The following is a 21,047-nucleotide window of genomic DNA, read 5'->3' as shown; positions in this document are numbered from 1 at the left end:
TCCTTCCACTAATACATGTATGGGGTTTATTATATCATAAAGTGCCTGCTGGCGAGTGTTTTTCGAATCATTTTCTGTCGAAATGTGCGCTTCCCCGGGAAATACTTTGCTTATTTACGATACGTTTTAAGCGCTTCTCGAAAGCTATATTTTTACGTTCCTTCTGAAGAGGTTTCAAATACTTAGAGTGTTGTATTAGTAAAACTGCTTTTTCAACATGTAGATGAGCCGCATCAAAATCTTTTTTTACATGCTCAGCTATTTTGGCAAGCTCTTCATACGCTTGTATTTGAAAAGGGTCTGATAAATTTATCAGTGATTGCTCAAAAGCTTCATATGCTAGATTCATTTGCTTACGACGCTTGTACTCATATCCTAGAAAGTAAAATGCTTGAGCAGCTTCAGTTTTGCTATACTCTTTAATAATTTGTTCAAAAACACTTTGGCCTTTATCAAAGTCTTTTAAATCCGAAAACCATTTTCCTATATTCGTTGACGACACACTCGAGTTGTTGTATTGATCCTGTAAGATTAGCTTGGTGCTATGAATAAATAACGTCAGCAAAGATAAGATATCCCATTCATTATGATGAAGGACTTTCAATAGAGTGGTTGGTATTCCACTTTTTACGGCATCCATATAGATAATTGGTGCTAAATGACCTGGAATATCGCCTACTCGTTTAAATCCAAGTTTTTCTACTTCGAGATGAACAAGTTTGAATTGATCTAGTTCATTTCGCCAAACTCTTCTGGAGCCATGCAGTAAATCGATGTGTATAGGGTCTGCTAATTTTGGTAAATGGTCTCGATTTAATGTCCAACGTGTTTGTAGTTGAGGCCAATCAAAACTTTTTCCGTTATAAGTGATAACAGTTTGTCCGGGTTTCCACAAGCCACATTCATATAATAAAGCCGCTTCATGACTCGGATTTGCTAATACATGTTGAGTCATTTCAAAATGATCTTCATTCCAAATGAGTTGTCCGATTAAAAATATATACGTACCAGTTCCCTTTAGACCAGTCGTTTCTGTATCAAAAAAAACGATTTTTTTGCCATCTGTAGAAATAGGATGTTCACCCTCAAAGGTATTCCACAACGTAATAGCCTCGAAGATTTCATTCAACTTGAAATCCCCGTGAAGATATTCAGGAGAATAGACTATTTTTTTTTCAAAAACCACACCAAACTTATTTTCAACAATCGTTAACCCTTCATCTTCCCAAGCTTTTGAATAGAATGGTTTTTGAGGAACGACAAAAGGAGCCAGCGATTGTTTTGTCGCTGGCTTTTTCTTAATTAACTTTTTCATTTGCAGAAGATTTTTTTCAAATGACATAAGATTCACCTTTTGTTTATATTTGCAAATAAGCTAGAAGTTTTAACACTTCATCTTTTAAACCAATAGTAGCCTCTTGTGGACCAATACATGCTGGGCACCCTTGGTCACATGGACAACTATTAACATGACTATGCACGTATGCAAGTAATTCTGGCCATACGTCGAACACACGCTCACTAATGCCAATACCTCCTGGATAACTATCGTAAACAAAAAACGTTGGTTGTTCTGCATGGATGGATTTTACTTGCGGTACCACATGTATATCCCGACGATCACACTGAACGAACAATGGAATAAATGAAGCAATCGACGTTGCTGTCCCTGTCATTGCATCAGTTAACATAGCATCCGTCCATCCTGGTGGTCTCTCGAAGCTTAACCAACTGGACGACGTATGTAATTCTTCTGGTGGTAATTGAATTGGACCAGAACCGATATTGTCATGTGTATCGAATCGGATTTTCTTGAAAATTGTGGCCATAGCCAAAATAGACACATCTCCGTAAAACACCGAACCATTTTCAAATGTTTTATTTTTATCTTCACTCATTACTTTCAGTTCAACTGCTAAATTAGCATCTGTAAAATAATCAACATCCACTTCTCTCACAAATGCTTTCTTTTCTTCCCAGTCCAATTTTTCAACTTGAAATTGAATCCCTTGGTGAAGGTAAATAGCTTCTTCATGGAGTAAAGTCATCGCACTATAACGATCCATTTCACCAATAACCTTAGTTGCTGCTGGTATGGTTTGATCAATAATAATGACATTTTCTTGCGATGCCGAGCGTAAACTGATTTCATGTGCCGGAAAACGATCACTCATCCAGTGCCATTTGTCTGAAGTTCTCACTAAAATGCCTTCAGCTTCTAAATAGGCTAGCAGTTCTTGTATCTCAAACTCACCGTATTGTTCCGTCGTTTTAAAAGGCAATTCAAATGAAGCACATTTTAAATGATCCATTAGAATGATGAGATTGTCAGGATATATACGTGCTTCTTCCGGAGACTGTCCAAGTAAAAACGCAGGATTATTAACAATGTATTGATCGAGCGCTGTAGATTGTGCAACATAAATAATTAATGCTTCGTCTTGTCTGCGTCCTGCTCTTCCTGCTTGCTGCCATGCACTAGCGATATTACCAGGGTATCCTGTCATAATGCATGCTTGCAATTGTCCGATATCTACGCCCAACTCTAATGCGTTCGTACTAACGACTGTGCGAATCGTTCCCTCACGCAGACCTTTTTCGATTACTCTTCGCTCGGATGGTAAATAACCACCGCGATACCCTCTAATCGATTCATCATGGATTTTCTTTTTAGTCAGCTCTTTTAAATAAGTGACAAGCATTTCAACTCTTACTCTACTTTTCGCAAAAACTATCGTTTGAATGCTTTCATTATACAAACGTTTAGATAAGTCTCTTACTTCTAAAATAGCACTGCGTCTGACACCAAATGTAGGATGAACAATCGGTGGGTTATAAAAAATAAAGTTCTTTTTACCTGATGGTGCACCGTTTTGGTCAATAAGCTGGTGTGGCTCATTTGTCAGTGATTCTGCTAATTCTTTTGGGTTCGCTATTGTTGCGGATGTGCATATAAAAACGGGATTGCTTCCATAATAATGACAAATGCGTTTCAAGCGACGTAAAACATGTGCAACATGACTACCGAAAACGCCTTTATATGTATGGAGCTCATCTACAACGATATATTTTAAATTCTCAAATAAAGAAACCCACTTCGTATGGTGAGGTAAAATACCGGAATGAAGCATGTCAGGATTCGTTAACACTATATGTCCCGCTTTTCTAACTTTCGTGCGAATAGCTGGCGAAGTATCACCATCATAGGTGTAACTTAAAATATCTTGATTCATTTGCTCAATCAATAAATTTAAATCCGATTTTTGATCTTGTGCGAGTGCTTTCGTTGGAAATAAATAAAGAGCACGTGATGAAGAATCTTCAACGATTGACTGTAAAACCGGCAGATGATAACAAAGCGATTTACCCGATGCTGTTGGTGTAATCGCTGTAAATGATTGTCCACTTCTTGCCGTATCATAAGCATGTCGTTGATGGCTATATAATTGATTGATCCCACGTTCTTTTAAAGCTTGTTGAATGGATGAATGTAAGTCATCAGGAAAATCAGATAAAGTAGCTTCTTTTTTATCGATTGTGTGCCAGTGAACAATACGTTCTCGCATGACAGGATCTTGTTTCCATTCTATAAGAATGTCACTGATTGTTTGTTTCTTTCTCAAGCTTTCCACCTTCTTGCTCTAAAGCATTAATATATGTTTGTAACGTGTAACAAGTTGATTGTATTGACTGAGCAAATCTTTTCTTCCCAGTATCTTTATAAAATGATTGAACGACGTATTGATTGAATGCTTCAATCGCGGCGTCAATTTGTTGGATTCTCATATGTTTAGGACGGTTATCGTCTAGCCATTTTCTCGACAGTTCTCTCCACTCTTTTAAAAAAGTGTGCCAATGGTCAGCATGAGGTTTAACTTGCGAAAAAAAATCCGGAGTTGAGTCCGTGTCACGCATTTCTTGGTGACGACTTAAACATTTATTACTTTCTTCTAAAACCAATTTTGTTTGCTCAAGTAATGTCATGGTCTCAGCTCCTCTATTACAATTAATAGTAACAAAAAAAAGTGGTTTTAACCACTTTTACGGGAACAGATATTCCATTCTATCATTTGCTCTGTCTCTTTTAGTGCTCTCCCTACCTGGTGGCCTTTTTCAATAACAGTTTGTGTTTGAGTCGATCTTTCTTGTATAAAACGAGCTTCTAAAATATGTTCTAGTAAGGACAGTTGTTCAATTAATTCTTCAATTCTTTTCATCGTACATCCCTCCAATAGTAGTGAAGTTCTTCACTGCTTGAGGAAATCCTTTGTCAACGACAAAACTAGAAGCATTAAGCTAAAACGTATCCTAATTCGACATAAACCTATGAAACCTTCACAACACTTTCACGTCTAGTATGAGGACGGTTATGATACACTGATAATCGAGGTGACGAGCATGGTGATAAACTACCCGAATGGCAAAATATACACTCCTAAAAAAAATACTTCTGAAAATCGCTCAAAAAAGGATTATTCATTCAGTAATAGGGGAAAGACGTTAGAGGATGAGATTAATGAAACGAATGACTACTACATGCAACAAGGGACGGCCGTCATCCACAAAAAACCGGTACCTATTCAAGTAGTTAAAGTAGAGTATCCATCTCGAAGTGCAGCAGTCATAAAAGAAGCCTATTATAGAACTGCATCTACGACCGATTTTAATGGGGTTTGGCAAGGCATCCATGTGGATTTTGAAGCGAAAGAAACTAATAACAAAACTTCTTTCCCTTTAAAAAACATTCATGCCCATCAAATTGACCATATGAGATTAGTTGCACAACAAAAAGGACTGACCTTTTTAATCGTTCGGTTTTCATTGATTAACCGATATTTCGTCTTGCCATTTGCTTCCCTTCAAGATGCTTGGGATGAAATGTGCAACGGTGGACGCAAATCCATCCCGTTCGATTTTTTTGAACTAAACGCCTATGAAATAGTTCCTGGAGCATATCCTCCATTAGACTATTTACGAGGGGTTACAAAGATGCTTTCAGAGGAATCTGAAAAGCAGTGAAAGTGAGGAGAAGTTCGTGAGTGAAAAAGTGAATTCTCGTGGACAACGAAGAAAAGAACTTGAAAGACAAAAGAAATCCAAAAAGACTTCTAAAACAGGATGGCTAAAACGAATTATAGTAGCCTGTTTTCTTATAGGTTTAGCAGGATTGTTATTTGGTGGAGGACTGTTCGCTTTCTACGCAAGTTCTGCTCCAGAACTTGATGAAGAATCGTTAAAAGATCCATTACCATCTAATGTGTATGATACCAATAAAGATTTAATTATGACTTTAGGACCTGAAAATCGAGAATACATTAATTACGAAGATATTCCTAAAGAGATGGAAAATGCAATTTTAGCTACTGAGGATGTTCGCTTCTACAAACATAATGGAATTGATTTTTATCGATTAGGAGGCGCAGTTCTTGCGAATATTACTAGTGGATTCGGATCACAAGGTGCCAGTACATTAACACAACAAGTAATTAAAAATTCATTTTTACAAAATGAAAAAACTTTAAAACGAAAAGCACAAGAAGCTTATCTCGCGTATCAGTTAGAAAAGAAATACGAAAAAGAAGAAATTTTTGAAATGTATTTCAATAAAATCTTAATGGGTGGTACTACGTATGGATTTGGTACAGCATCAACTCATTTCTTTGGCAAAGAATTAAAAGACTTACAGTTGCATGAAATGGCTACGTTAGCTGGAATCCCCCAAAGTCCTAATAACTATAATCCTTTCGAGCATCCTGAGGCAGCTGAGAAACGTAGAAATATAGTACTAAGACTTATGGAACAGCACGGAAAAATCACGACCGCAGAAAAGGAAGAAGCACAAGCAATTCCTGTTGCTGAAGGATTATTAACTAAAGAAAAACGCAAAGTTTCAAATACGGTGAAATATCCGGCCTTCTACGATGTAATGAAAAATGAGCTTGAAGCAAAAGGCTACTCTATTGCCGATGGACTTGATATTTACACAACTTTAGATCCTCAAGCCCAAGCATCTGTGGAAGAAACACTTAAAGGTAAAAACTTCCCAACCGAAAATATGCAAGCTGGTTTGACAGTATTAGATACGAAAACGGGTGCCATTGTTGCCATTGGTGGAGGAAGAGATTATGGGAATGATCTTCCTACCAACTATGCACAAGACCGCACTGATCGAGGTATTGGTTCAACAGTTAAACCAATCCTAGATTATGGTCCTGCTATTGAATATCTAAATTGGTCTACTGGCCAAACGCTAGTTGATGAAAAAATGAAATATACCGGCGAAGAACAAGAAATTAGAAACTTCGACAATGAATATTTAGGTGCTATGACGATGCGTGAAGCATTATATCGTTCACGTAATGTTCCAGCTGTCAAAACGTTTAAAGAAGTGAATTTCGATAATCGGAAAGCATTTGCAAATAAATTAGGTATCGATGGTAAGTTCTTAGGATATGAAGCTGGTGCAATAGGCGCTACTTCTGGAATAAATACAATTGATTTGGCAGCCTCTTATGCTGCTTTTGGTAATAGCGGGATGTATTCAGAACCTTTTACTATTCGTGAAATCGTGTTCCGAGATGGTAAAACAAAAAAAACCTATAAACCAAAGACTACTCCAGCTATGAAAGATTCAACAGCATTCATGATCACAGACATGTTACGTGACGTGGTTAGTGATCGACGTGGTGCTAGTGGTAAAGCTGCTATCATTCCTGGGTTGGATGTTGCAGGTAAAACCGGAACGACAAATTATAATGCAGAAGAATATGAAAAATGGAATTTAAAAGATGGATCCGTACCTGACATTTGGTTTGCAGGATACACAACAAATTATTCTGTTGCTGTATGGACTGGGTATAAAGGCATGGATAATGCGATTAATGCTGATAACCAAGAAGAACGAACTTTTGCTCAACGCATCTTTAAAAATGTTATGACCAATATTTCCGAAGGCAAAGAAACACCACGTTTCAAACGCCCGAATTCTGTAGTCGAAGCAACAGTTGAAGTTGGTACCTCCCCTCTTCGACTAGCAAGTGAATATACACCAAGCAGTTTAAAACAGACTGAATTATTTGTACGAGGCTCGGAACCTAAGCAAGTTTCAGAAGCCTATGAAAAAACTGAAGTAGATGCTCCGTCAAATCTTAAAGCGGAGTACAGTGAAGGCGATCAAACTGCAACGTTAACTTGGAAACACAAAGCACCTAAGCGTGACGGAAAAGAAATGAAAGTTGCATTTGAAGTATCATTCTCTGTAAATGGTGGTAGTCCTACTACCCTTCAAACAACTGACCAAAAAGGGTTAATTGTTACCGGGATAACACCTGGTAGTACGTATACATTTACCGTAATCGCTATTTCAGATGATGTAGTTAGTTCTCCTGCAAGCACTACTCTTGAAATCGAAGGTGTAGAAGTAGAAGAACCTGTGGAAGAGGAATCCCCTCCTGAAGGTGAAGGTAATGGAAACGGTGAAGGTAACGGGAACGGAGAAGGTAACGGGAACGGTGAAGGCAACGGGAACGGTGAAGGTGAAGGTAATGGGAATGGCAACGGGAACGGCAATGGTGGAGAAGAACCAACACCACCAGTTGAGGAACCTGAAGAACCTATTGAAGAACCTGAGGAGCCTGAAGAACCTATTGAGGAACCTGAAGAGCCTGTAGAACCTCCTGTGGAGGAGCCAACACCACCTGAAGATGACGAAGAAGGAAGCACAGATGGAGCAACAAATACTACAATAATTGAAGCTGCGACAGATAAAGTAAGCAATGATAAGAAAAAAGACAAAACAAATGAATGAATTAGCAACTCCATAAATGAAAAAAAGCAGATCCTTTAAAAAGGGTCTGCTTTTTTCATTTATTTTGGATTCGACAACGTGCCATTTTCTTTCTCGTTTCTTCAAATAATTCATTTAGTTGACGATAGGCTGCATAATGACTTGGATAAGTAACAATAAATTCATAGCGTTCTTCTCCATTTAGAGGGAGAACTTCAAATTCCCCCACGTTGTTTGCTTCAAAAACGTTTGTTTCAGATACTTCTACAAGTAACTGATTATAAAGCGAAATTGCCTGAAGCATATGAGATTGAACATCTTCGTTTTTCTGTTCAAACTGATGTTGAATATGCTCTTTTATAAAAGACCATTGTTGCAAAACGGCGTTTATATGTTCTTGTTGTGAGTGCTTATTAAATCGGATCAATTTGAACCAACCCTTTGTTGACACGTTTTTTACCCTCTCGACATAAGGGTAAAAGAGGACAAACTGGACACTGTGGGTTTTGTGCTTTGCAGTGATAACGACCAAAGAAAATCAATTGATGATGGGTCCTTGACCACTTGTCCATAGGTGTCTTTTTCATAATCGTCTCTTCTACTTGTAAAACGGAATCTTTCCAACGGCAAAGCCCTAGGCGTTTTGACACACGTTCTACATGAGTGTCAACTGCTAACGCTGGGATATCAAATGCAACAGATACCACAACATTAGCTGTCTTCCTACCTACTCCAGGAAGTGTTGTCAGCAAATCTCGATTTGCGGGTATTTCTCCGTTAAATTGTTCGATAACCATACGACTTAATGCTTGAATATTTTTTGCCTTGTTGCGAAATAATCCGATTGATCTTATATCATTTTGAAGTTCCTCAATTGATACGTTCAAATAATCTTGAGGCGTTTGATATTTAGCAAACAATCCTGGCGTGACTTTATTAACAAGTACATCGGTACATTGTGCGGAAAGTAATGTTGCGATCGTCAGCTCAAATGGGTTGCTGTGAACGAGTTCACAATGAGCATCAGGAAACATCCTATCCATTTCTGATAAACAATACTCCCATTGCCCTTTTGTTAACATATACTCACTTCCCTACTCTCGCTCTTCTAACCAATTGTAAAATGGCACTTTATTGGTTTTCTGAGTTGGTGTCGATGTTCTTTCTGGAACTGTTCGGAATTGACTCGCCTGTTTCTCGACATCCTTCATTGTTTTAACATTTTTCTTTTTCCATTCAAACAATATTCGGTCGATATAGCGCAAACTCATTTTTTGAGCGAGTACCGCTTCTTTTAATGCAGCACGAATGAGCTCAGGTGATTGGTTGTCTTGATCGATCCACATGCCAATGGTTTCACTTTCCATTGGCGAAAGTAGGCGTCCGAATTCTTGCTCAAAGAGCCGAAAAATATCGCCTTCTTCTTCTTTTTGAGTCATTTCTTTTTCAGATGTTTTTTCTGTTAGCATAAGATCTAAAATACGATTCCATAATGAGTGGAATGAAAAAGCTTCAAATAACACATCTTTTTCATCGTATCTTTGTTGAATTGATAAGTACCCTTTTTGAAATAATCTTTGCATATGTCGGCTAACTTGTTCGTGTGTAAAATGTGAACGCTCCACTAAATCATCCGGTGTCGGAAAATGATTTCCTTTGTCACTAAAAGCTAACATATGGAGAATGAGTAAAGCTTCGTCATCTTGAATATCACACTTTTTATAATGTTGAAAAAAGAGCTGGGAAATGGTTACATTCCCCTGCTCTGTCCACATACGGAGCCGATCCGGATTTTGCTGATGCATACCTGAACTCTCCTTTGTATTGATAAAATTTATTGCTACTTATACTTATGGATATAAACGGTTTAACAGACGCGGGAAGGGAATAGCTTCTCGAACGTGTTCCGCACCACTAATCCATGCTACAGTTCGTTCTAAGCCTAAACCAAATCCTGAATGTGGTACTGAACCTTGTTTGCGTAGTTCTAAATACCAAGCGTATGCTTTATCATCAAGACCATGTTCATCTAAACGTTGTTTTAATAAATCATAATCATGCACACGTTCTGATCCACCAATAATTTCTCCGTATCCTTCTGGTGCGATTAAGTCTGCACACAATACAACATCATCACGTTCTGGGTGTGGTTGCATGTAGAACGGTTTGATACCAATTGGATAGTGTGTGATGAAAACAGGTTTCTCATAATGTTCAGCGATAGCAGTCTCATGCGGAGAACCGAAGTCATCTCCCCACTTAATGTCATCAAATCCTTTTTCATTTAAAAACACAATGGCATCATCATAAGAAATACGTGGGAACGGTGCTTGAATATGCTCAAGTTTCGTTACATCACGATCTAAACGCTCTAACTCTAATTTACAATTTTTTAATACCGATTGAACAACATAAGAAACGAATTGTTCTTGAACTTCTAAGTTTTCTTCAAACTCTACAAAAGCCATCTCGGGTTCAATCATCCAGAATTCAATTAAGTGACGACGTGTTTTAGATTTTTCTGCACGGAATGTTGGACCAAATGAAAACACTTTTCCAAGTGCCATAGCAGCCGCTTCCATGTATAGTTGTCCAGACTGAGAAAGATAAGCATCTTCATCAAAATATTTTGTTTGGAATAATTCTGATGTTCCTTCAGGAGCAGAACCTGTCAATATTGGTGGATCTACTTTGGCAAAACCATTGTCATTGAAGAATTCATAAGTTGCACGAATTACTTCGTTACGAATTTTCATGATTGCATGTTGTTTGCGTGAACGTAACCATAAATGACGGTTGTCCATTAAGAATTCTGTTCCATGTTCTTTAGGTGTAATCGGGAAGTCCACAGCTTCGTGAATGACTTCAATTTCTTTCACTTGAAGTTCGAAACCGAACGAAGAACGTTCATCTTTCGTTACTTCACCAATGATATACATCGAAGTTTCTTGAGTCATTGATTTTGCTTTTGCAAATAATTCTTCAGGTACATCAGCTTTAACAACTACTCCTTGAACAAATCCTGTTCCATCGCGTAATTGTAAGAACGCAATTTTCCCGCTAGAGCGCTTGTTAGCTAACCAAGCGCCTAATTTTACTGTTTCACCTAAATGTTTAGGCATTTCTTGAATCATAATTTTTTTCATAGGTTCCTCCAGAGATTACAGCAAATCTTCTTGCCATTTTGATTTTACGAATGAGTCTATACGAGATACAGCCGCTTCAAGTAAATCAAGCGATGTTGCATACGATAATCGAATCGTTGATGGAGCACCAAATCCTGAACCAGGAATTACTGCTACATTTGCTTCTGTAAGTAATGCATTTACAAATGCGTCTACATTTTCATATCCTGTCTTACGGGCTGCTTCTGATACATCAGGTAGCAAATAAAATGCACCTTGTGGTTTTAATACTTTGAAACCAGGAATGGCAACTACTTTTGGATAAATAATTTCTAAACGTGATTCAAATGCTGCTCGCATCTCCTCTACCGCATCTTGAGGACCATTATACGCTTCGATTGCAGCATATTGGGAAGTGGTCACTGGATTTGAAGTAGAGTGGCTAGCTAAATCCGTCATAGCAGTAATTACTTCTTTGTTCCCAGCAGCATAGCCAATGCGCCAGCCAGTCATTGAATGAGATTTTGAAACGCCATTAATGACTAGAGTACGTTCTTTTGCATCATCAGAAATTTGAGCAATTGATACGTGTTTCGCATCACCATATATCAACTTTTCATAAATCTCATCTGAGATAATCCATATATTTGCTTCTTTGCAGATAGCCGCGATGTCTTTTAATTCTTCTTCAGTGTATAGCATACCAGAAGGATTACTTGGTGAATTTAAGATAATAGCTCGTGTTTTATCTGTTATTACTTCTTGAATCTGTTGTGGTGAAACTTTGTATTGTTGTTCTGCTGTTCCTTCAATATAGACTGGAACACCACCAGCTAATTTAACTTGTTCAGGATAACTCACCCAATATGGAATCGGAATAATCACTTCATCTTGTTCATTCAATAATACTTGGAACAATGTATATAATACATGTTTTGCGCCAATTCCTACTAAAATTTCAGATGGTTCATATTTTAATTCTTGATCACGCTTTAACTTGTCAATAATCGCTTTTTTTAATGCAGGTAATCCACCAGCAGGCGTATATTTTGTATGACCTTCATTCATAGACTTAAGAGCGGCATCTAATATGTTTTGAGGAGTATTGTAATCGGGTTCGCCTGCTCCTAGACCAATTACATCAATGCCTTGTTGTTTTAATTCTTTTGCTTTGGCAGTAATGGCCAATGTTGTTGAAGGTGATAATGTGTGAACGCGATTTGCTAATTGTGGTTTCATAAACAGTCGTCCCCTTTTACATATTCAAAATACGTTTCCACCATTTTCCGGTTTCAAATGATAAGTAAACGTAATTTAATTTATCATTTTCATTCAAAAAAGTGATTTCCCAAACTGCATTGTCTTGTTCCCAACCAAGTTTAGTGTGTAACACTTCTTTTACTTCAAACTCATTTTGCACGGCTTCAATTGCCTGTTTTTGTGAAATTCCATCTTTAAGTATTACTTCTTCAATGGCAACGTCCTTACCGGTAATAGGGATAAAAACAGCTTTCCCATTTCCTTCTACATCATTACCACTGACGGTAACATATGTATTTGTTCCACTGTAAATTTCTGAGTCTGTTACATCTGTTAATTTCTTTTCACTTAATACAAGTTGTTCAGCTTTATCCTTTTCATCTGAAAATGGCTGACCTGCTTTCCAAATTACGAATAAGCTGATTACTAGGCTCAGTGAAAGAATAAAAACACTTATAAAAATAATCCATCGTTTCATATATGCACCTTACGTTTTATAAATTGTGAAAACGGCTTTCTCTTGATTGTCTTTCTCTAGTGCAAGTCCGAACATTAAATCTCTATGTTTTAAATTACGATTCAAGGCGTCCACAATTTTATACAAGTCTGATTGATAGTCAACCGTAACCGTTGAAATTATTTCAATTTTGCTTTCCATTCTAAACCCCTACTCTCTTTACTCATACTTTCTCATTATACCAATGTTCTAGGTCTAAGACCATATCTTCTAAAGAGACTTTCTTCATCGGGATATCAGGTAAAGCACGAATAAACTCTTTGCCGTATGACTTAGATTCGATTCGTCGATCGAGTACAATAAATACTCCTCTATCCGTAGACGAACGAATTAAGCGTCCAAAACCTTGACGGAATCGAAGAATGGCTTCAGGTAAGGCAAATGATGTAAACGAATTGATACCTTGTTTCGTTAATCGCTCAGCCTGTGTCTTAAAGACAGGTTCTTCCGGTGACGAAAATGGCAAGCGCACCATGATAACGGCAGATAGGGCATCTCCCGGCACATCGACACCTTCCCAGAAACTATTTGTTCCAAATAATACGGATTTACGGAAGCGTTGGAATGATTTTAATAGTTTCATTCGACTTCCAGATGTCATCCCTTGCGCAAATAACATATAGTCTTCAAGCAAATTTGTATCCTGAATTAAATCTACTGTTTTTCTTAACATATCTTGTGACGTAAATAACACAAAACATCGTCCCTCTGTTACCAGTACAGTTTGAATGACTGCATCAGCAACAGCTTCAATAAAGTCTGACTGTGATACATGCTGAATATCTGGCATGTCATCTACAATGAATAAATTGGCGCCTTGGTAAAAATCTCTTGCAGCAGAATACGTTTTAATTTGAACATTTTCTGGAAGTCCTAATTGATTCACAATAAATCGGCTATTCCCTGGAACAGACAAAGTACCGGACGTCCAAATAATACCTGCTTTCCCCCGCCACTCATCAAATATTTCTTTCACTGCCCATGTCGAATCAATTGGTTTTTTATACACATGGAGACTACCAGGAACACTTCTTCGATCTAGCTCAATCCATACAGAATGCTCCGAGGTGGAGGAAAGAAATATATCTACCCATTCCCCTGTTTTTATTTTCATTTCATTCAGCCAGTATTGCCACTCTGCTACGATTAATTTCTCGGAGTGGCTAGATTCTAATTGACTTGTTGAAATACGCTCTAGTAAGTTCTCTGCTATTGTTAGCCATCTTTGTAAATAATGATAAACTTCATTAAGTACATCATAATTTAGCTCTAATTCTTCTAGTAATATGGTTTGTTTCGAATGTGATTTCGCTGTCTTTTTACGATTAACATTTTGTACAAGCGATAGAACTGCCTCGTCAAACTTGTCACTACATTGTGTGTAAACACGATCTAGTTCTTCAAATGTGTTAGTAACTTCAACACCTTGACGTTCTAAGACTTGTGCAAAAGAAGACGTTAATTGTTCTTGATCACGTGTACCAAGTTGCCCAAATACATACTTCCACTGAGTATATGAAAAAATACGCTCATCTCGAGCATTGGCCGCTTGCACAAATTGATGGGCTTCATCAATGACGAATGAAGTTATTTCATTTGTCAGCAGAGGTTCGAGTCGATGTTTATCAGTAAACAACATCGCATGATTGGTAATTAATAAATCGGCTTGTTGACTTTGCGCTAATGCAAACGAATGAAAATCATGGACGTTTATTTCAGATGATTTTATAGAGAATGCATTCTTTCTAACTTTGTCTAAGAAAAATTGACCACCACTTGAAACATTTAATTCACCGACATCACCAGTTTGTGTTCTTGCAAGCCATACAAGTATTTGACAAATAGCAAATGTGTCGTCATAAGATTCATCTTCTGCACGTAGCAATTCTTCAAAACGATGTAAATCCAGATAATGTCTAGCCCCTTTTATGATAGCCACATTAACTTTGCCTTTGGCGATAGCTTCTAATTTTGGCACTTCCACTTCATACAATTGCTCCATTAAATGTGATGTATATGTACTAATTAAGACTTTTTTTCCTTGATGTTTTGCATGAAAATAACTAGGAATTAAATAACTAAGTGTTTTCCCGATACCAGTTGAGGCTTCAATCGCTAATTCATTTTTCGTTTGAAAGGATTGCCATATGGCATCCATCATTTGAAATTGGCCATCTCGTTCTTTAAAGTCTTGTAAGCCTTCAGAAAACATCAATCGTTTTTGATTTTTAGTTTCAGGATAATATGTGAATGACTCTACAGAATCCATTTGAAGTTGTTTTTTTCGCAGGGCAATACCTTTATAAATATCCAAATCATTTTGATTTGACATGACTCGTTTCTTTTGAAGTGCTTCAAAGAATAATGAAGAAACATCATGCTTCAATTGGAACGATCGTTTATGAATATGTTGTAATGTTTGAATAGGAAGTTTTTCTATTTCTTTCATACAATCAATAAATAATTCCGCAGTTGCATATGCATCATCATCTGCACGATGTGCGTTTGTCAGATTGATGCCGCGTTCTTGTGTAATATCTTGTAATTTATAGCTAAAGGAAGTTGGAAATAGCAAACGGGACAATTCGACCGTGTCCATTTTCTTGCCCTTCCACAAAGGAAAACCGATTCGCTTAAATTCCGCTTGAACAAATGACAAATCAAAATTTGTATTATGCGCAACGAATACACAGTCTTCAAGCATGTCATAAATATCACCAGCAACATCTTCAAACACGGGAGCATCTTTGACATCTTTGTCAGAGATATTCGTTAAGTCCTGAATGAAAAAAGGAATTTTCTTTCCAGGCTGTATGAAGGTTGAATAGGTTGATTGTATTTTCCAATCACGAACGAAGACAACTGCAAATTGAATCATTCGATCTCCTTTTGCAGGCGAATGACCAGTTGTTTCAATATCTACGATTGCATAAGTAAGACTTTGCATAATTATCAGCTCACAATTTAGACTTCTAACAAAAAAATTGTATCACAATTTAGCTGTTTACGTGTAACTGAGAGGATACAAATACGTCTAACAAAAAAAGGAGGTTTTGTTTATGAAATCCTGGATTCGATTTACAGCCATTGGATTTTTACTATTTTCATTAACTGCTTGCAATGCGGAACCCGAAGTGAGCGTGGATGATGAAGTTAAAGATGGAGATGCTGCAGGCATTGAACTAACAACTCAAGTGGAAGGTGTTTTTAAAGGATTTGAAGGAGATGACCCTAAAAAGGTCATGATTGATTACGAAGGTGAAGTAAAAACGTATGATGTTGCTGAAGATGCAACAGGAGATTTTGATAAAATCAAAGAAAATGACAATATCGCGTTTTCTACAAAAATGGTCGATGGAAAAGAAATGATTGAAACATTGCGCTTAAATCAATAATTGGTTATTTTGGAAGAATCGGTTGGTTGTTCGATCTTAAATAAAGTAGGATGGACGAGAAAAGTTCGTCCATCCTTTTTTTGTCAGATTGCCCTTTAAGGAACAAGCATTTCACTGAATTACTGAGACTGTCAAAGTCAAATTCTAAAAATGTATTGTATTCAGTGCCCTCTCCGAAGATGAAAAGGCTTCCTATTTAGTTTTTAGAATGTTATTTACCACATTTTTAAAAAGGTTTTCGTGCTTATAAGCTAATAGTAATCTTTCCGCTGATCCAACAGTGAAAGGTTGATCGTTTGTTATCCTGATAACTGTTTCTCTAAAATCGATAAAGGAAGGTGCTACTTGGTTTCTTAAGCATTCCGAAAAATATTGATCTATTAATTCAATTTCTCTTGATTTAAAACCATTCATTAAAAGTTCGTATGCTCGTGATTTGTATTCAGTGTTAATTATCTCGTGTAGTTCTGCTATACAGTAGGTTATTAAAGTTAATTTAGACTCAATATCTTCTAATTTATCATTCTCCATGTACTGTCCCCCTATTTCAAACTATATATTTACAATTGAGTCAATTCCAAAATTCATAAAACCGGATGATAACAGGAACATTCTATAAACTGAAATTTTGTCGCTTTCCGCTACGGGTGGACGCTTTCCTCTTTTAATAGCTTCTTTCAATCCATATGCCCCATTTTTAATCAACCAGTAATGCTGATGACAATTAAAAATAAAATTATAAAAAATATATATCTGCTCACATTCTACTTCTCTATTATAAATATGTTTTTGCGACCATATCATTTTCATTCATAAGTCCTGTTCAATGTTCCTTGCAAGGTTAGGTGAAAAGAAACTTGATGAAACGGCCGAAATCATCAATTCAAATACACGGATGAATTGTATGATGTTCTTATTAATGGTTGAATTAGCACGTGGATGAAAGTGGTACTAAGAATCACCACTGGGACATCGTTATAAGCAAACCCATAGCTCCGGCAATCAAATAGGAATACCCAAGTATCGAACTATTTCTATTTTTAGCTTTCTTAAAAAATAAATAATAAAGCCCTAACCCAATAATATTTATTGTTACTACAAGGCCCATCATATTAAATAGCAACATTGAAATCCACATCCTACTTTAAATTTGTTATTGATATTCCTCATTTATGCTAATATTCCTTCAGCAATTAACCGTTTAAACCATAATTAGGCAGTTTTCGTCTTAGCTTACACTTTTCTTCAACTCACTCGCAAAACTATAGAAGTTAGTCTTTTTGTAACTAATAAGCAATAGTTATTTGGTTTTCACAGATAATCTCTTCCCAGTTCATCCTTTTGACAATTCCTGTGATATTTTCATCTAACTTTCAAATGACGGTACCTGCCAAAGCTCACAAGCCATAAAAAGAGCCCGGTCAAGCCAAGTGCCAGGAGTCCATTTTGGATGGTGTATCGGTTATCTACCAGGAGCACACGATTCTCCTGCGTGATAATTCGGTGGACATCGAGATACTGGAATGGATTCCATGCAGATGCCCCTATCATTGTCCCAATGAACATTATGCTGCCAGTGACTAAGAAAGTGGCCCCTGCATGCCGTATCCATAATGACAGAAAGAAATAGACCGTATAGATAAAAAACGCCATCAAAAGTGTCAGCCATAGAGCCTGCATAAAGTAATCCCCTAGCGAGATGAAATGGAACGTGTCATAGTCCCCATTGGGTACGGGTGTGCTGCTGCCAAAGGCACTCGGATCTGGACCATCATAGACCAACACTGGGTATGCCAGACTTCCGATGCCCCTGTCTAGAAGACTAAGTAAAAGCGGCATCATGGAGATGATACCTGTAAAAAGAATCGTATGAATCAGGCCGACCAGATATTTTGCGAAAAACACCCGTCCCTTAGAGATCGGGAGTACCTGGAAAAAGTGCAGCCCTCTTTTTTTTCGGATGCTCTCACTCGACACGCTATTCCCAAACAGGAAGGCTCCGAGAAGAATCGTAATCGGGATTAAAAAGTATTGCGTTAATTGATATAAGATGTTCCATCCTACCGTTCCATACCGTTCCGTCTTCTGTTCCCATTGTGCAGCAGAAAACCCTGTGAATTCATTATATAGTGTGGGCATTAGACTATATAAAAAGATATCCTGGGCTGGCGGTATCAGTCCTTTTTCAAGCAGTTGCTGTTTCTCTTCAAAAGATGCGCGAAGAGTGAAGTGGTCTACACGCTGTTCCTCAATGCTGACTTGAGCCTCCATAGGATTTTCAACAAACAGTTGCATCCCCTCTAAATCCGTTGAGTAAATATAATCCCAGTCGTCGATATCATAAGCGATTTTCAATTTTTCGTATTTCTTTATACCCTCACCAAAACGCTCCGCCATGAAAGACTGTTCGTCTGCAGTGGCTGTGTCTCCCTCTTGTTTTGCCTTTTCTGCAGCAGCATCTGATTCGGCTGCCCACTGACGGAATTGGTCAGTACGATTTTGAATCAAATTCTGATTTGTCGCTTCCATATCACGGGCAGTCTCTTTGTTGAAAAAATAGAGTGCGCTGATGGCAAAAATACAGATGAATAAGGCAATCCAGGTGCCTTTCCGTTTCCAGATTTTCTTCACTTCAAAACGAAATGTGTGCATCTTACACACCTCTCTTTTGATTGATTGAAAGTGTCCCAATTACTAGGATGACTATGGAAAATAGAAGGAGAAGATAGATTCTCCATTGTGTTGAATACTGATCAAGCAAGGTTTGTTGAACTTGCAGTGCAGATAACGGATTCCATTGATAAGGTCCTCCATTTATAACGAGCAAAGCTCCTCCTGCCACCACCAGAATCGCTATCAAATAGCTGAGAAGCGTAGACCGGAACGTATAGCCGATGAACCAGCCGAATGTCAGAACCAAAATAAGAGCCATTCCTCCTAGAACCATTCCATTCTGTATCACATCTGCAATCAGAATCCAGTTCCCTTCCACTTCTGCGAACGGATAAGCTGACTGGTTCTCCAAACCATCTGTGAACTGTGACGCAAGGATATAGGCAGAGACTGTGACGACTGTCAGCCACATCCCCCCTGCTACCAAGAAACTCCCGAGTTTGATGAGCATATAGCGTGCTCGTGAAAACGGTAAGGTATAAACGAGTCGAACATTCTTCTCTTCGTATTCTCCTGTCACTGATGACAAAAGGATGAGCAAAAGTGCCAAGAATCCAAACCCTGTCAATGCATAAGAAAGAACCAGCTGAGTAAAGAGGAGTGGTTGTATTGTCAACTTTAGGTCCTCCTTCGGCAACCCTTTCCGAATCAGCTCGTCATTGAGTCGTGTCACTCGGTCCATTTCTGTTTCACTTAAATAGAATGTTCCGCCAAGAGCCTTATATTGTTTGGCCGTTTGGTAGAGCATATTCTCTGTCGTCAATTCGTCCATGGTCTGCTGAGACTGGATAGCATTGACCACCTCATTTACTTGCGCATAAACCATACTGCCAATCCGCACTTGTTCCTCAAGCTCAGGAGAAGTATTGTCTTCTAAAACTTTTCTGTTCCCTTCCAGCTCCATCGAAACATCTCGCGCAAACTTACTGAAGTAGGTAATTTTCTCCGCCCGGACACTGTCTTGCTGCCAGACGTTGCTGACAAATAGAACGATGACCGCCAGCATCGAGAAAACAATAAAATAGAGAAACAGCTTTGTTCGGAATAGTTTTTTAAATTCAAATAAAAGCAGACTCATACTCCAATCTCATCTTTATGGAAGATTTCTTCGTAGAGTGTTTCAGAACCGCTAGTCACTTTATCCATGTCGAGGACCGTTATTCCTTTCTCATGTAGCAAAGCTAAGATCGGAGCCAGATGATGCGTTTTAGTCTCTACATGGATCAATCCTTTGTCGAACCATGTTTTCTCTCCATATTCCTTTATCAGTTCAAACGCCTTTTCACTGTTTGCAACCCTTAGACGATAGACGATTCGCTCGTGTTCAGATGTATCCACTAGCGTCAACTTCGCATCTTTTAGAAAGAGTACCTTGGTCGTGACTTTATCCACCTCAGCTAGATTGTGTGACGACAATATGATAGTAGCTCCATTACTTGCAAGCTCACCTAATATCTTTCTCATTAAAATTGCACTTGACGGATCAAGGCCATTCAGGGGCTCATCGAGCAAAATCACTTTTGGTTGAGGTAAGATAGCCATGGCAAGGAGGAGGTGCTGTTTCATTCCTAATGAATAGTCGCCTACCTTTTTCTTAAGATAGCTCTCCATTCCTACATATATGGCCACTTCCTGAATTCTATTTTTCGGCAACTTATGTACGTCTCGTATATATTTCAGGTGGTCATATCCAGTCAGATAGTCAAAAAGGACACTATTATCCTGCAGATACGCTAATTCTTTGAACACCTTCGGATTTTGATTCGATTTCCCCATGATGCGGACGCTTCCGGCATCATGGCACAGAAGGTTTGTAATGCAATTTAAAAGTGTCGTCTTCCCCACTCCATTCGGTCCAACGAGCGCCCATATTCCTGGTGCTGATATTTCTAAATCAATGCTGTCCAGTACAAGTTGATTTTTGTACTTCTTCGTCAATCCATTCAACACGAGTCTCTCTAATTCCTCTCCCATAACTATTCCTCCTTGTGTAACAAATCACTATTTTAGAATATATTACCATTGTTTCAATTTAGTTTTGAAAAAGCAAGAAAATTTTGATATATTAAAATGCTTTAATGCTAATATAATGACTTTAGTAACATCCAAGGGGAGCGGTGAAGAATCAAAGACACTTAGGTAAACCTTCATCTTATCTTTCTATTTCCCTCTAAGTATTGTCAGCCGTTGGTCTGGTATTTCTCCCTTGTTGTTTCTACACTTAATACGATAAGAAAAACGACTAAAAGTCCTCTGATTCTTCATCAGATTCTCTTCAGTCATGGTATGCT

Annotated in this window: 19 protein-coding genes; 3 read left to right on the top strand and 16 right to left on the bottom strand. The window is 37.9% G+C overall.

Annotated elements, in window-relative coordinates; all coding sequences use genetic code 11:
* Positions 1-67: 67 nt before the first annotated feature.
* The 4 genes from WBG45_RS15515 to WBG45_RS15500 are packed head-to-tail and all read right to left on the bottom strand — an operon-like array spanning position 68 to position 4,217.
* On the bottom strand, positions 68-1,342 hold the full coding sequence (locus WBG45_RS15515; RefSeq protein WP_424415978.1) for a ribonuclease H-like domain-containing protein: 1,275 nt from the start codon (positions 1,340-1,342) through the stop codon (positions 68-70).
* 16 nt (positions 1,343-1,358) lie between these two features.
* Complete coding sequence (locus WBG45_RS15510; RefSeq protein WP_424415976.1) at positions 1,359-3,623, bottom strand: DEAD/DEAH box helicase; 2,265 nt, start codon at positions 3,621-3,623, stop codon at positions 1,359-1,361.
* Entirely contained in the window at positions 3,598-3,984 is a 387-nt protein-coding gene (locus tag WBG45_RS15505; RefSeq protein ID WP_424415974.1) for a YppE family protein, read from the bottom strand. Before WBG45_RS15505 ends, WBG45_RS15510 begins: the two co-directional genes overlap by 26 nt.
* Positions 3,985-4,031: 47 nt before the next feature.
* On the bottom strand, positions 4,032-4,217 hold the full coding sequence (locus WBG45_RS15500; RefSeq protein WP_024534815.1) for a hypothetical protein: 186 nt from the start codon (positions 4,215-4,217) through the stop codon (positions 4,032-4,034).
* A gap of 181 nt (positions 4,218-4,398) precedes the next feature.
* Between WBG45_RS15500 and recU the strand changes: the two genes are divergently transcribed.
* Positions 4,399-5,019, top strand: coding sequence for a Holliday junction resolvase RecU (gene recU, locus WBG45_RS15495; protein ID WP_424415972.1), 621 nt, complete (start codon positions 4,399-4,401; stop codon positions 5,017-5,019).
* Between the two features lie 16 nt (positions 5,020-5,035).
* Positions 5,036-7,807, top strand: coding sequence for a PBP1A family penicillin-binding protein (locus WBG45_RS15490; RefSeq protein ID WP_424415970.1), 2,772 nt, complete (start codon positions 5,036-5,038; stop codon positions 7,805-7,807).
* Positions 7,808-7,862: 55 nt separating this feature from the next.
* Here the strand turns inward: WBG45_RS15490 and WBG45_RS15485 are convergent, their stop codons facing one another.
* From WBG45_RS15485 to dinG, 8 genes are read right to left on the bottom strand one after another with little or no spacing between them, the layout of a single operon-like run.
* Complete coding sequence (locus tag WBG45_RS15485; RefSeq protein ID WP_424415968.1) at positions 7,863-8,213, bottom strand: YpoC family protein; 351 nt, start codon at positions 8,211-8,213, stop codon at positions 7,863-7,865.
* Positions 8,200-8,868, bottom strand: a complete 669-nt coding sequence (gene nth / locus WBG45_RS15480) for an endonuclease III (RefSeq protein WP_424415966.1) — start codon at positions 8,866-8,868, stop codon at positions 8,200-8,202. Before nth ends, WBG45_RS15485 begins: the two co-directional genes overlap by 14 nt.
* A gap of 12 nt (positions 8,869-8,880) precedes the next feature.
* Positions 8,881-9,591 (bottom strand): DnaD domain-containing protein, encoded by a 711-nt coding sequence (locus WBG45_RS15475; protein ID WP_024534820.1) that lies wholly within the window; start codon positions 9,589-9,591, stop codon positions 8,881-8,883.
* A 45-nt stretch (positions 9,592-9,636) separates the two neighbouring features.
* Positions 9,637-10,932 (bottom strand): asparagine--tRNA ligase, encoded by a 1,296-nt coding sequence (gene asnS / locus WBG45_RS15470; protein WP_424415964.1) that lies wholly within the window; start codon positions 10,930-10,932, stop codon positions 9,637-9,639.
* Between the two features lie 15 nt (positions 10,933-10,947).
* Positions 10,948-12,150, bottom strand: coding sequence for a pyridoxal phosphate-dependent aminotransferase (locus tag WBG45_RS15465; protein ID WP_424415962.1), 1,203 nt, complete (start codon positions 12,148-12,150; stop codon positions 10,948-10,950).
* 16 nt (positions 12,151-12,166) lie between these two features.
* The gene (locus WBG45_RS15460; protein WP_424415960.1) at positions 12,167-12,649 is read right to left on the bottom strand and encodes a DUF5590 domain-containing protein; all 483 of its coding nucleotides are present in this window, start codon (positions 12,647-12,649) and stop codon (positions 12,167-12,169) included.
* Between the two features lie 9 nt (positions 12,650-12,658).
* Complete coding sequence (locus WBG45_RS15455) at positions 12,659-12,829, bottom strand: YpmA family protein (RefSeq protein WP_424415958.1); 171 nt, start codon at positions 12,827-12,829, stop codon at positions 12,659-12,661.
* Between the two features lie 22 nt (positions 12,830-12,851).
* The gene (gene dinG, locus WBG45_RS15450; protein WP_424415956.1) at positions 12,852-15,635 is read right to left on the bottom strand and encodes an ATP-dependent DNA helicase DinG; all 2,784 of its coding nucleotides are present in this window, start codon (positions 15,633-15,635) and stop codon (positions 12,852-12,854) included.
* 112 nt (positions 15,636-15,747) lie between these two features.
* On the opposite strand from dinG, the gene WBG45_RS15445 reads away from it, so the two are divergent.
* Entirely contained in the window at positions 15,748-16,083 is a 336-nt protein-coding gene (locus tag WBG45_RS15445) for a hypothetical protein (protein WP_424415954.1), read from the top strand.
* Positions 16,084-16,275: 192 nt separating this feature from the next.
* Here WBG45_RS15445 and WBG45_RS15440 read toward each other — a convergent pair whose 3' ends face one another.
* The 4 genes from WBG45_RS15440 to WBG45_RS15425 all read right to left on the bottom strand — a co-directional run bounded on the left by WBG45_RS15440 (position 16,276) and on the right by WBG45_RS15425 (position 20,730).
* Positions 16,276-16,614, bottom strand: a complete 339-nt coding sequence (locus WBG45_RS15440; RefSeq protein ID WP_424415952.1) for a hypothetical protein — start codon at positions 16,612-16,614, stop codon at positions 16,276-16,278.
* Between the two features lie 831 nt (positions 16,615-17,445).
* Positions 17,446-18,735, bottom strand: a complete 1,290-nt coding sequence (locus WBG45_RS15435; protein WP_424415950.1) for a hypothetical protein — start codon at positions 18,733-18,735, stop codon at positions 17,446-17,448.
* Between the two features lies 1 nt (position 18,736).
* A complete protein-coding gene (locus tag WBG45_RS15430) occupies positions 18,737-19,834 on the bottom strand; it encodes a hypothetical protein (protein ID WP_424415949.1) in 1,098 nt (365 codons plus the stop codon).
* Positions 19,831-20,730: an ABC transporter ATP-binding protein gene (locus WBG45_RS15425; RefSeq protein ID WP_424415947.1), complete on the bottom strand. Its 900-nt coding sequence runs from the start codon at positions 20,728-20,730 to the stop codon at positions 19,831-19,833. Before WBG45_RS15425 ends, WBG45_RS15430 begins: the two co-directional genes overlap by 4 nt.
* Positions 20,731-21,047 lie beyond the last annotated feature (317 nt).

The sequence above is a fragment of the Paenisporosarcina sp. genome (assembly GCF_049671445.1).
Lineage (GTDB): Bacteria > Bacillota > Bacilli > Bacillales_A > Planococcaceae > Paenisporosarcina.
Note: the sequence above shows the minus strand (reverse complement) of the source record. Positions and strands in the feature narration are given on the sequence as shown.

What these genes read in the sequence shown, in the direction of transcription:
- WBG45_RS15515 (WP_424415978.1), bottom strand. Translation starts at nt 1,342, where the DNA reads ATGTCATTTGAAAAAAATCTTCTGCAAATGAAAAAGTTAATTAAGAAA.
- WBG45_RS15505 (WP_424415974.1), bottom strand. Translation starts at nt 3,984, where the DNA reads ATGACATTACTTGAGCAAACAAAATTGGTTTTAGAAGAAAGTAATAAA.
- WBG45_RS15500 (WP_024534815.1), bottom strand. Translation starts at nt 4,217, where the DNA reads ATGAAAAGAATTGAAGAATTAATTGAACAACTGTCCTTACTAGAACAT.
- recU (WP_424415972.1), top strand. Translation starts at nt 4,399, where the DNA reads ATGGTGATAAACTACCCGAATGGCAAAATATACACTCCTAAAAAAAAT.
- nth (WP_424415966.1), bottom strand. Translation starts at nt 8,868, where the DNA reads ATGTTAACAAAAGGGCAATGGGAGTATTGTTTATCAGAAATGGATAGG.
- WBG45_RS15475 (WP_024534820.1), bottom strand. Translation starts at nt 9,591, where the DNA reads ATGCATCAGCAAAATCCGGATCGGCTCCGTATGTGGACAGAGCAGGGG.
- asnS (WP_424415964.1), bottom strand. Translation starts at nt 10,932, where the DNA reads ATGAAAAAAATTATGATTCAAGAAATGCCTAAACATTTAGGTGAAACA.
- WBG45_RS15465 (WP_424415962.1), bottom strand. Translation starts at nt 12,150, where the DNA reads ATGAAACCACAATTAGCAAATCGCGTTCACACATTATCACCTTCAACA.
- WBG45_RS15460 (WP_424415960.1), bottom strand. Translation starts at nt 12,649, where the DNA reads ATGAAACGATGGATTATTTTTATAAGTGTTTTTATTCTTTCACTGAGC.
- WBG45_RS15455 (WP_424415958.1), bottom strand. Translation starts at nt 12,829, where the DNA reads ATGGAAAGCAAAATTGAAATAATTTCAACGGTTACGGTTGACTATCAA.
- dinG (WP_424415956.1), bottom strand. Translation starts at nt 15,635, where the DNA reads ATGCAAAGTCTTACTTATGCAATCGTAGATATTGAAACAACTGGTCAT.
- WBG45_RS15445 (WP_424415954.1), top strand. Translation starts at nt 15,748, where the DNA reads ATGAAATCCTGGATTCGATTTACAGCCATTGGATTTTTACTATTTTCA.
- WBG45_RS15440 (WP_424415952.1), bottom strand. Translation starts at nt 16,614, where the DNA reads ATGGAGAATGATAAATTAGAAGATATTGAGTCTAAATTAACTTTAATA.
- WBG45_RS15435 (WP_424415950.1), bottom strand. Translation starts at nt 18,735, where the DNA reads ATGCACACATTTCGTTTTGAAGTGAAGAAAATCTGGAAACGGAAAGGC.
- WBG45_RS15430 (WP_424415949.1), bottom strand. Translation starts at nt 19,834, where the DNA reads ATGAGTCTGCTTTTATTTGAATTTAAAAAACTATTCCGAACAAAGCTG.
- WBG45_RS15425 (WP_424415947.1), bottom strand. Translation starts at nt 20,730, where the DNA reads ATGGGAGAGGAATTAGAGAGACTCGTGTTGAATGGATTGACGAAGAAG.